The sequence below is a fragment of the Mesorhizobium sp. M7A.F.Ca.US.006.04.2.1 genome, assembly GCF_004022915.1.
GTDB classification, from domain to species: domain Bacteria; phylum Pseudomonadota; class Alphaproteobacteria; order Rhizobiales; family Rhizobiaceae; genus Mesorhizobium; species Mesorhizobium ciceri.
Window position 1 is genome coordinate 1 of sequence record NZ_RZQA01000113.1, and the last position, 10,594, is coordinate 10,594.

Annotated in this window: 12 protein-coding genes and 1 pseudogene; 4 read left to right on the top strand and 9 right to left on the bottom strand. The window is 63.5% G+C overall.

What is annotated here, in order from left to right; all coding sequences use genetic code 11:
* Window positions 1-36 precede the first annotated feature (36 nt).
* Genes EN925_RS08865 through EN925_RS08880 form a run of 4 tightly spaced genes read right to left on the bottom strand, consistent with a single transcriptional unit; the run spans window position 37 to window position 3,900 of the window.
* Window positions 37-624, bottom strand: coding sequence for an NAD(P)H-dependent oxidoreductase (locus tag EN925_RS08865; protein ID WP_024501339.1), 588 nt, complete (start codon window positions 622-624; stop codon window positions 37-39).
* Complete coding sequence (locus EN925_RS08870; protein ID WP_164753555.1) at window positions 624-1,205, bottom strand: NAD(P)H-dependent oxidoreductase; 582 nt, start codon at window positions 1,203-1,205, stop codon at window positions 624-626. The genes EN925_RS08865 and EN925_RS08870 overlap by 1 nt, the downstream gene beginning before the upstream one ends.
* Window positions 1,205-2,608 carry an FAD-binding oxidoreductase gene (locus EN925_RS08875; RefSeq protein ID WP_127369199.1) on the bottom strand — a complete coding sequence of 468 codons (1,404 nt, stop codon included), beginning with the start codon at window positions 2,606-2,608 and terminating at the stop codon, window positions 1,205-1,207. The genes EN925_RS08870 and EN925_RS08875 overlap by 1 nt, the downstream gene beginning before the upstream one ends.
* Window positions 2,608-3,900 carry a cytosine deaminase gene (locus EN925_RS08880; protein WP_127369197.1) on the bottom strand — a complete coding sequence of 431 codons (1,293 nt, stop codon included), beginning with the start codon at window positions 3,898-3,900 and terminating at the stop codon, window positions 2,608-2,610. Before EN925_RS08880 ends, EN925_RS08875 begins: the two co-directional genes overlap by 1 nt.
* Here EN925_RS08880 and EN925_RS40625 point away from each other — a divergent pair.
* Window positions 3,901-4,061: pseudogene (locus tag EN925_RS40625) on the top strand (precorrin-3B synthase); the annotation flags it as partial. It lies immediately after the preceding gene.
* Window positions 4,062-4,095: 34 nt separating this feature from the next.
* Here the strand turns inward: EN925_RS40625 and EN925_RS08890 are convergent.
* From EN925_RS08890 to EN925_RS08900, 3 genes are read right to left on the bottom strand one after another with little or no spacing between them, the layout of a single operon-like run.
* On the bottom strand, window positions 4,096-4,947 hold the full coding sequence (locus EN925_RS08890) for an ABC transporter permease (protein WP_013531128.1): 852 nt from the start codon (window positions 4,945-4,947) through the stop codon (window positions 4,096-4,098).
* On the bottom strand, window positions 4,934-5,761 hold the full coding sequence (locus EN925_RS08895) for an ABC transporter ATP-binding protein (RefSeq protein WP_064993741.1): 828 nt from the start codon (window positions 5,759-5,761) through the stop codon (window positions 4,934-4,936). The genes EN925_RS08890 and EN925_RS08895 overlap by 14 nt, the downstream gene beginning before the upstream one ends.
* A gap of 11 nt (window positions 5,762-5,772) precedes the next feature.
* A complete protein-coding gene (locus EN925_RS08900) occupies window positions 5,773-6,777 on the bottom strand; it encodes an ABC transporter substrate-binding protein (protein WP_013531126.1) in 1,005 nt (334 codons plus the stop codon).
* A 264-nt stretch (window positions 6,778-7,041) separates the two neighbouring features.
* Between EN925_RS08900 and EN925_RS08905 the strand changes: the two genes are divergently transcribed.
* Together EN925_RS08905 and EN925_RS08910 are read left to right on the top strand one after the other, a co-directional pair.
* Window positions 7,042-7,425, top strand: coding sequence for a RidA family protein (locus EN925_RS08905; protein ID WP_024501344.1), 384 nt, complete (start codon window positions 7,042-7,044; stop codon window positions 7,423-7,425).
* A 54-nt stretch (window positions 7,426-7,479) separates the two neighbouring features.
* Complete coding sequence (locus EN925_RS08910) at window positions 7,480-8,283, top strand: creatininase family protein (RefSeq protein ID WP_127388485.1); 804 nt, start codon at window positions 7,480-7,482, stop codon at window positions 8,281-8,283.
* A 103-nt stretch (window positions 8,284-8,386) separates the two neighbouring features.
* On the opposite strand, the gene EN925_RS08915 is transcribed toward EN925_RS08910, so the two are convergent.
* Together EN925_RS08915 and cobD are read right to left on the bottom strand one after the other, a co-directional pair.
* Window positions 8,387-8,896: a tyrosine phosphatase family protein gene (locus EN925_RS08915; RefSeq protein WP_063168226.1), complete on the bottom strand. Its 510-nt coding sequence runs from the start codon at window positions 8,894-8,896 to the stop codon at window positions 8,387-8,389.
* A complete protein-coding gene (gene cobD / locus EN925_RS08920) occupies window positions 8,893-9,942 on the bottom strand; it encodes a threonine-phosphate decarboxylase CobD (RefSeq protein WP_127368367.1) in 1,050 nt (349 codons plus the stop codon). Before cobD ends, EN925_RS08915 begins: the two co-directional genes overlap by 4 nt.
* Between cobD and EN925_RS08925 the strand changes: the two genes are divergently transcribed.
* Window positions 9,941-10,594, top strand: a 654-nt coding sequence (locus EN925_RS08925; protein ID WP_164894165.1) for a CobD/CbiB family cobalamin biosynthesis protein, incomplete at its 3' end; no start/stop codon positions are given. The genes cobD and EN925_RS08925 overlap by 2 nt on opposite strands.

Genomic DNA, 10,594 nt, shown 5'->3' on the forward strand with positions numbered 1-10,594 from the left:
CCCCCTTTGTGGGGGAAGGAAGGGAAAGTCGCCCTCTCAAAACCTTTCCAGCTTCCCTCGCACCTTCGCCAGAAACGCCGCCCTTGTCGCCGGCGTCGAGGCATCCATCAAATAGTGCGCCAGGAAAAACGTCCGGCAGCGCGTCGCGCACAGCGCCCGCATGCCGCGCAGCAGGGTCTTGCGTCCCGGCTGGCCGACGACGACGCTCCACCAGGTCGGCGCGCCGCAGGTGGTGATGACGCCGACCTTGGTTACATGCGTCATCAGCGACTTGATCCGTCCCTTGCCGGCCGGCAGCTTGAAGGCGACGTCCGTCGCCCACACCCGGTCGAGCCAGCCCTTCAGCATCGCCGGCAGTCCGTACCACCAGGTCGGATAGACGAACAGGATCGCTTCGGCCCAGTTGAGCAGTTCGAAATGCGGCTTCAGTGCCGGGTCCTGCGGCGCCTGGTCATTGTAGGAGCGCCGCTCGTCGCAGCCCATCACCGGGTCGAATTTCTCCGCATAGAGGTCGAGCAGCCGCACCTCCCAGCCTCGTCGCATCAGCACGTCGATGGCAGTGTCGCGGATGGCGGCGCAAAAGCTCTCGGGTACCGGATGGCAGTAGACCACCAAGGCGCGCATCAGAACTCATCCATGCGGGCCGCGACCTTGGTCGTGAAAGCCTTGCGCGTGCCGTCGGTAGACAGGTTCATCGCGTAGTGCGCGAGGTAGGTCACCGGCGCGCCCGGTTTGACGGTGGCGCGCAGCATCCGCTTGATCAGCCTGCGCGGCGGATCGCCCATCAGCAGGGCGCGGAACCGGCTGCCGCCGTAGGTGGTCACCGCCGCAACCTTGCGAATGTTGTGCAGCGACGGCTGCGCCTTGCCGTCGACCAATTTGAACGACACGCCGGGCAAGAACACGCGATCGAAAAAGCCTTTCAGGATGGCTGGAAAGCCATAATTCCAGACGGGATAGGAAAGCACCAGCGCATCGGCGCGCAGCAGGCGCTCGACATAAGGCGCGACAGCGTCGGCGGGGCCCCGTGGGTTGTGGTAGTCCAGCCGCTCCTGGCGCGTCAGTCGCGGATCGAAACCCTCGGCATAGAGATCGCAGTCGTCGACCGTATGGCCCGCCGCCGTCAGGCGCTCGACGATCATCCGGTGCAGGCCGGCATTGAAGCTGGTCTCGACCGGATGGGCGTAGAGGACGAGGATGTTCATCATCCTACCTTCTGCAGCCCCTTGAACAAAAAAGTCCGCCCGGAACGGTAGTCGTAGTCCGGGTTTTCCCAGGCGATCATCTTGCCGGGGTTGAGGAGCCCTTGCGGATCGGTCTCGCGCTTGAAGGCGAGTTGCACCGCGTCGGTCTGCTTCATGCCGCCCTCTTCCAGCGTGTAGCGATGCGGGTTGAAGATCGGGCAACCGTTCGCTTCATGCAGGCGCACGATCTCGTCGAGCCGCGCCTCGGTCGTGAACTTGACCAGCGGCAGGCCGAAGCAGGTAATGTTGCCGTCCAGCCGCACGAATTCCAGATGCGAGAAAACCTCGCCCGGAAACATCGCATCCATCTTCTCGACAAGCGCCAGCTGGTTGGGAAAGGGATAGAGCGACTGCAGATAGGTGATCGAAGGGTCGACGCGCAGCGCCCTCAGCGTGGTGTGGTTCCAAGCCAATTCATAGGCCGGCGGCAGGCCTTTTTTCTCATCCGGCGTCGCCGTGGCCGCATTGTAGATCACCTCGCCGCCGGCACGCCGGGTGAAGGCAAGAAAAGCGTCCAGCCCATGCTGCGCCACCATGACGAGGCAAATGCTCTGCCCGTCGCTCAGGAATTTCTGGTGCCGCTTGAAATAGAGCTGCGGCACGGGTGCCGCTATCGGCGTGATCAGCTTGGTCAGGATGCCATCCTGACACGCCAGCGCATTGCCATAGCGGGCCGCATCCATGAAAGCGTCGAAGCCGACAATGACGTCGATCCAGTCATAAGCCGCGGTCAGCGGCATCTCGACTTCCGATATGATGCCGTTGGTGCCGTAGGCATGGGTCACCTTGTGCAGATCCGCGCCGGTGAGCTCGAGCGCTTTCGGCTCGGCCTCCATGGTCACCACGCGCAGCCGAAGCACATTGCCGAAATCGCGCAACCCGCCGAAATTGATCGAGCCGACGCCGCCCGAACCGCCGGCGATGAAGCCGCCAATCGAGGCTGTGTTGTAGGTGGAGGGCGATAGCCGCAGTTCCTGCCCGGAATGCGCCCGCGTTGCCTTGTCGATATCGGCCAGGATCGCCCCCGGCCCGGTCACGACGCGACCCGGAGCGATTGACTTGATCTCGTTCATCTCGGCAAGGTTGAGCACGACGCCGCCGGAGAGCGGCATCGCCTGGCCGTAATTACCGGTGCCGCTGCCGCGCGGCGTCACCGGCACGCCATGACGATGACAGGCGGCAAGCACGCGGATCAGTTCGGCCTCGTTCTTCGGCGTCACGATCAGGTCGCCGGTGACATGGTCGAGCTGCTGCTTCAGCACCGGGCTGTACCAGTAGAAGTCACGGCTCTTCTGCTGGACGATGGCCGGATTGTCGTCGACCTTCAGGCCTTCGAGATCGCGTTTGAGCGCCGAAACATCCATCATTCCACCATCAGTTCGTCGAGTTCGGCATAATCTGGCAATTGGCGGTCGATCGCCTTGCCGCCGCGCACCACGATGCGATCCGATTCGGGCCGCGACAGCAATTCCGTCCAGCTTCGGCCTTTGAACACGATGAAATCGGCATCACCGCCGGCAGCCAGCGTGCCGAAGCCATCAAACCGCATCACCTTGGCCGGCGTCGCGGTGACCGCTTGCGGCCAGTCGGCGACCGGATGATCGAAATGCAGGATGCGCGTCGCCATGCGGTAGACCTCCAGCATGTCGAGATCGCCATAGGCATAGAAGGGATCACGCGTGTTGTCGGAAGCAACCGCCACCGGAATGCCCCTCGCCTTCATCTCGTGCAGCAGCGTCACGCCACGCCAGCGTGGCGTGGTGCCGTCGGCGCGCCGGTCCTGCAGATAGAGATTGCACATCGGCAGCGAGACGACGGCGAGCCCCGCTTTCGCCACCTTGTCCAGCGTGTCGAGCACGTCGAGATCCGGCTGGCGCGCCAGCGAGCAGCAATGGCCGACGAGGATCTTTCCTTCGAAACCGTTCCACAGAGCGGCCTCGGCGATCTTCTTCAGCGATATGGCGGAAATGTCGTTGGTCTCGTCGGCATGGAAATCGAGATCGAGGCCATGCTTGATGGCCTGCGCGAAGACGTGGTCGAGCAGCTCTTCGAGGTCCGGCGCCATATAGGTGACGACACCGAGCACGCCCTTTGCCGCGGCAACCCTCTTTGCCAGCCTGTCGAACCACTTTTTGTCGCGCACGCCTTCGATGCCGAGCAGGCAGGCGCCCTGCAACTCGATGCGGCCGCGCCATTCCTCGCGCATCGCCTCGAACGCCGGCCAGGAGATTTCCTCCTGCGGCGCGACGCTGTCGATGTGGGTGCGCAGCGCCCTTGTGCCATGGGCGTAGGCGCAGCGCAGCGAGAAATCCATCCGCCGCGCCAAATCCTCGGCGCTCCAGCGTGCCACACGATCGGCACCGGCGGCATTCAGCGCACCCATGAACGTGCCGTCGGGATTGGGCTTTCGCGGCCAGATATGGCCCTTGTCGATATGCGTGTGGCAGTCGACGAAGCACGGCAGGATTATACGGCCGCCCAGGTCGACCGCATCAGCGGATCGGCCATGCGCGGTGATGCTGGAAATCTTGCCGTCGGCCACAGCGATGTCGGCAAGCCCGAAGCCGTCAGCATCGAAGGGCGCGGAAAGGCCTGGCGTCAGTGAGCGATGAAGGCGAACATTGGCGAGATGGTAAGAGCCGGAGGTTGGTATCAAGCGTTGCCCCCCTCTGCCCTGCCGGGCATCTCCCCCTCAAGGGGGGAGATTGGCAGCGTCCGTGCCGGCTCATTTTTTTCAATGTTGGAGATTGGCGAAGATCGTGACAGCGGCCAATCTCCCCACTTGAGGGGGAGATGTCCGGCAGGACAGAGGGGGGCGCCTCGCACCAACATATCAATCACGTCACACACCCTAGCGCTCCTGCTTCAGCGCGCTTTCATGCCAGCGCCGCAAGATGAGATGCGATATCAGCGACAGCACGAGGAAGATCAAAATGCCGGTCAGCGAGATCAGGAACAGCGCCGCGAACAGCCGCGGCGCGTTGAGCCGGTAGCCGGCCTCGATGATGCGCGAGGCAAGGCCGGACGACTGGCCGGTGGTACCGGCAACGAACTCGGCCACCACGGCGCCGATCAGCGACAGGCCGCCGGCGATCTTCAACCCGCCGAGGAAATAGGGCATCGCCGCCGGCAGCCTGAGATAGCGCAATTGCTGCCAGCGCGTCGCGCCGTTGAGCTTGAACATATCGCGCAGATTGCGGTCGACGGAGTTGAGGCCAAGCGTGGTGTTGGACAGGATCGGAAAGAAGGCGACGATCCAGGCGCACAGCAGAAGCTTGGTCGTCTGGTCGTTCACATAGATGTTGATCAGCGGAAAGATCGCCACGATCGGCGTCACCTGCAGCACGATGGCGAAGGGGAAGAACGACATCTCGACCCATTTCGACTGCGCGAACAGCACCGCCAGCCCGACCCCGCCTATGACCGCCAGAGCCAAGCTGAGAAAGGTGATGCGCAAGGTGACCAGCAGCGAGGAAAACAGCAGGCCGGCATCGTTGTAGAGCGTCCACAGCACCACGCCGGGACGCGGCAGGATGTATTGCGGGATCTCGTTCCACACGCAGATGCGATCCCACAGCCAGATCGCCAGGATCATGATCGCCAGCGGCAGCACCCAGCGGCCGATCCGTTCGAACCGCGCCTGGCGCACGCGGCGTGCTTCCTCGGGATCGAGTTGGAGCATCCGCTCGTCAATGGCCGTCATAATGCGCGCCTGCTGTTGAGTTGATGGCCTTGACCAGCACGTCGGAGGCCTGACGGCACAGTGCCGCATAGTCTGGCGAGGTGCGAAACGCCTCGTCGCGCGGATAGGAGGCCTCGATGGCGAGTTCGTCGAACACCCTGCCCGGCCGCGCCGCCATGACGACGACGCGGTTGGACAGGAACACGCTTTCGAAGACACTGTGGGTGACGAAGACGACGGTGAACCGTTCGTCCTGCCACAGTTCCAGGAGATCGTTGTTGAGCTTGAAGCGGGTGATCTCGTCGAGTGCCGCGAACGGTTCGTCCATCAGCAGCACGCGCGGTTTGGTCACCATGGCGCGCGCTATGGATACGCGCATCTTCATGCCGCCTGACAGTTCGCGCGGCACCGCGTTTTCGAAGCCGGTCAGGTGAACCCGCGCCAACATCTCCGTTACCGCCGGTGTCGCCTTGGCGCGCGAAATGCCTTTCAGCCGAAGCGGCAGCCAGACATTGTCGAAAACATTGGCCCAGGGCAGCAGCGTCGGCTCCTGGAAGACGAAGCCGATGTTCGAGCGGTCGAGCGAGCCGCCACCGCGCCAATCGAGCACGCCGGAAGTTGGCGTCGACAGGCCGGCGATCAGCCGCAGCGCCGTCGACTTGCCGCAACCCGACGGCCCGAGCAGGCTGACGAAATCGCCTTCCCGGATGGTCAGGTCGACGTCGCTGAGCGCCGTCACGCCGTTGGAGAACACCTTGCCGACGCCCTTCAGCGCCAGGAGCGTCGGGGCCGCACCCGACGCAGCCGGCGCTTGCGCCACTTTTTCCCTTATCATTCCGGGGCGGCCTATTTCTTCAGCTCGAGCCCGACGCCTTTGTTGATGAAGGTCAGCGTGTAGGCCTTCTTGATGTCGATGCCGGCTGGCGTGACCTTGGCCTTGACCATCTTGTCGTAGAAACTCTTGATCCGCGCGTCGGTCATGGCGCCGATGCCGAGCTTTTCGGTGTCGCCGGAATCGGCCAGGCCGAACTTCTTCATCTGCTCGATCGAGAACGCGATCTGCTCGTCGCTCATGTCGGGATTGTCTTTCTTGATCATGTCGTTGGCGGCTTTGTTGTCGCCGTAGAGATATTTGTACCAGCCCTTGGCCGAGCCATCGACGAAGCACTGGACCACCTCCGGCTTCTTGTCGATCGTGTCCTGCATCACCTCGATCGTCGTCGAATAAGTGTCCCAGCCATAGTCGGCGAGCAGGAACTGGTTCGGCACGAAGCCGCCTTCCTTCTGGACCGCGAACGGCTCTGAGGTGACGTAGCCCTGCTGGATCGACTTCTTGTTGGCGAGGAAGGGAGCGGTGTTGTAGGTGTAGGGCGCGCGTTTGGAGGCGTCGAAGCCGAGTTCGATGACCATCCACTGGAAGAAGGTCTGCACGCCCTCGTCGCCCAATATGTACTGGTCGGCGTTCTTCAGGTCCTCCCATTTGTCGAGCCCCTCGCCGGGGTGGGACATGATGACCTGCGGGTCCTTCTGGAAATCCGCCGCCACCACGCGCATCGGTATGCCTTGCTGGACCGCATCGAAGGCCGACAGCAGATTGCCGCCCATGTAGAAATCGATCTTGCCGGCCAGCAGCATCGGCCGGCCGCTGACTTGCGGACCGCCCTGCATGATGGTGACGTCGAGGCCGCAGGCGGCGTAGGTGCCGTCCGCCACGGACTGGTAATATCCGCCATGTTCCGGCTCGGCCAACCAGTTGGTGCCGAAGGTGACTTTCTCATTCGCAGCCGCACCCAGCGTGCTGGCTGCAAGCAGGGCCACAACCGCCACCGAGATCTTCTGTTTTCCGTACATCGACACCACCCTCTGTTTGCTCCGGCGCGCCACGCGCCAGGCTCGACACCAAAGATTCAAGAAGCAAGACACATGCCACCGGCGTCTGGCGCCGGGACCGCCCGCTTGAAAGACGTTGCCATGCCAAGCGCGAACGGGTCATGCTGTACGGAAGGCATCGTGCCTATTTTTTGAACGGCTGTCCACAATCGCCCGGGCAACATGCACCGCCATCTTGAAGGTGTAATGAGTCCGGCTTTAGGTGGCGGCATCCAGGAGATTGCCATGTTCAAATTCCTCACCCCGAAGTCCATCAAGCCGCCCTTTGCCCGCTACAGTCACGGCGTCGAGGTGCCGGCCGGCAAGCGGCTTGTGCTGTGCTCGGGCCAGGTCGCCATCACCGCCGACGACCTGATTCCCGAAGACGCCGGAGCGCAGGCCGAACTCTGCTTTCAAAACATCGCGGCGATTCTCGGCGAAGCCGGCCTGGGTCTCAGGGATATCGTGCGCATCAACGCCTATGTCACCGACCGCGCGCATCTGCGGCCCTATATGGACGTCCGCGACCGGCTGTTTTCGAGCCCCGCGCCAGCGTCGACATTGATGATTGTTTCCGGCTTTGCCCGGCCCGAATTCAAGGTCGAAATCGAGGCCATCGCGGCGGGGTGATCGACAGGCCGCCCGTCCCGCGCTAGGTCTGCCTGACCATTGAAGAGGCATGACATGACCGTACCCAAAAGACGCGTGTGGTGGGGCGACTACCGGACCACCGAATACGCCTCGATCGATCCCGAGGCGACCATCGCCGTGCTGCCAGTGGCGGCGACCGAGCAGCATGGGCCGCATCTGCCTGTTTCGACCGACACGTCGATCATGAACGGCATGCTCGACACGGTCATTTCGCGCCTGCCCGACGATCTCGACATCCGCATCCTGCCGGTGCAGGCCGTGGGCAAGTCCAACGAACACCTGCATGCGCTGGGTACCCTCACTCTGCCGGCAACCACGCTGATCGAAGCCTGGACCGAGCTTGGCCTGTCGATCGCGCGCGCCGGTGTGCGCAAGCTGATCGTGGTCAATTCGCATGGCGGCAACGAGGAGATCATGGGCATCGTCACGCGCGAATTGCGCGTGCGCGAAAAGATGCTGGCGGTGAAGACCAGCTGGCAGCGTTTTGGCCGTCCGGCCGGCATGTATACCGAACTGGAGGACCGTCACGGCATCCATGGCGGCGATGTCGAGACCTCGCTGATGCTGCATTTCCGGCCGGACCTCGTGGACATGGGCAAATCAGACAATTTCGTTTCCAATGTCGCCAAGGCCGAAAAGGAATTTTCGCTGCTGCGCCACACCGGCACCCACGCCTTCGCCTGGATCGCCAGCGATCTCAACCCGAACGGCGTCGTCGGCGACGCCAGCATCGCGACGGCGGAGAAGGGCCGGCTGACGGCAGAATATCAGGCCGACGGCTTCATCAGCCTGCTGCAAGATGTGCGCAAGGCGAAGCTTGCGGAGTGGTTGACGTAGCCTCCAAACCAGTGGCAAGCGCTGTCATCGCTATTCCAGATCCTCTTGAACAAACGAGGCGATGGAGGAGGCGGATCAGACGAACAACGATATGGGGGCAAAGCTAGCTGTCGATCCTCAGCGCAAAGGGCGTGCCTTCAAAGGCGTCCGCGCCGCGCCCGATCGATTCGATCGCCTCGACCATGCGGCCGTTGCGCTCAAGCAACGCATCGGCCACGGCGATCAGTCGCGGATTGGGCGTTGCCGAAGGCGACAGCGCCCGCAGCGTCCGCGCCAATTCGGCCTCGTCACGCTTCGGCGCCAGTGCTGCCGCGATGATATAGGCCGAAGCCGTCGAGCGGCTGATGCCGGCATAGCAATGCACGAGCATCGGCCTTGCCCGGTCCCACCGGCGCGCGAAATCGAGCAAATTGCGGACATGGTCTTCGCCCGGCATGGTCATGCCGTCCTGCGCCACCGCGATGTCGTGCATGACCAGATGCAGGTGGTTTTCCCTCGAGATCGAGGCCGGCCGCACCACCTCCGTTCCGGCGGCGAGCAGCGAAAGCATGCGGTCGGCGCCGGTCCTGGCCACCGTTTCCTCGATCTTTGCCAGCGAGCAGACATGGATCATTGTTTTGAACCCTTCGATTGATGCTCGCGCCGCGACGCCCATTCGGCAAGTGCGGATTCGAGCCGCTGCCATTCCTCCTCACTGCCCGGCAGGCCGGCGCGCAGAACGTCAGGCCGGTCGGCAAAATGGCGAAGCAGGATGCCGCGCTCGCCGAGCGCTGCAAACAAATCGGCGGCATTGGTCAGACTGAGGAAACGATACAGTGTGGTTCCGCCCGCAACAGGAACGCCGAAGCGGCCGAAAAGCGCATCGAGACGCGCCGATTCACCGGCCAACGACGCCCGCATCACGTCCTGCCACCCGATGTCGGCAAGCGCGCGGATGCCATATTCCAGCGCCGGGCCGGCGACGGCCCATGGTCCGAACTGCGTATCCAGCCGGTCGACCGTCGCAGTATCGGAAAGTGCAAAGCCGAGCCGCAGCCCGGCCAGGCCAAAGAACTTGCCGAACGAGCGCAGCACGACGAGGCCGCCCCGACCGACATCGCCCGCGACGCTGTGCTGACGCGGGCCGACATCCATGAACGCCTCGTCGACGACCAGCAGTCCGCCCTTGGCGCGCAATCCGGCGGCCAGAGCCAGCAACCGGTCGCGCTCTATGACACGTCCATCCGGATTGTTCGGATTGACGATGATGACGAGGTCGGCGTCAGCCAACGCTTCGAAATTATCGACCTCCGCCGCCTGGTGCCCGGCGATCGCGGCAGCGCGGGCATGTTCGGCGTAGGTCGGACCCAGCACCAACGCCTTGCCGGGCGAAATGAGCGACGCAACGCGCGGCAACAGGATCTGTGTGCCCGGCGCCGCCACGACGTTGGCTGGCGACGGCGCGCCGTAAGTACTGGCCGCGATCTCTGTCAGGTCGCGTGTGCGCGCGGCTTCCGGCAACCGCGACAGCGAGGTGGCGGGCAGGTCGAAAAGCGGGTAGGAGTGCGGATTGATACCGGTCGAGAGGTCGACGAAAGGCAGCAGGGCGTTGGGGAAAAGCACCCTCGCGCGGCCAAGACTTCCACCATGGTCCACAACCGCCCCATTAAGAAGCTTCATGTCAGTCCTGATCGCTTTCCTGTCATTGGTCGTCGAATTCGCCCTCGGTTACCCCGACTGGCTGTTTCGCGCCATCGGCCATCCGGTGACGTGGTTCGGCAGGCTGATATCCTTTCTCGACCGCAGGCTCAACCGCGCCACTGATCCCGACGCGCTGCGTCGCAAGCGCGGTGTCCAGGCGCTGCTGGTCATCGTGCTGGTGCCGGCGATAGTCGGCCTGGGCGTACAGATCCTGTTCTGGTTCGTTCCCATGGGCCTGGTCATCACGGCCCTTCTGGCAACGTCGCTGCTGTCGCAGAAGAGCCTCTATGAGCATGTCGAGGCGGTGGCTGACGCCCTCGACACCCGCGGCCTCGCCTTGGCCCGCCTTGCCGTTTCGCGGATCGTCGGTCGCGACCCTGAAACGCTCGACCGGGCCGGTGTCTGCCGCGCGGCGATCGAGAGCCTGGCCGAGAATTTTTCCGACGGCATCGTCGCCCCTGCCTTCTGGACCGGCGTCGGCGGCCTGGCCGGCGGCGCCGCCTACAAGGCCGCCAACACCGAACAGAGCGATCAGCAGATAGTCGGCGACGCGATAGAGTTTCAGCGCCTGCCTGATGTCGAGGCTGTCGGCTTCGCGCCGGCCGCCTTCGCCCATGAAGACGTCGTCGAC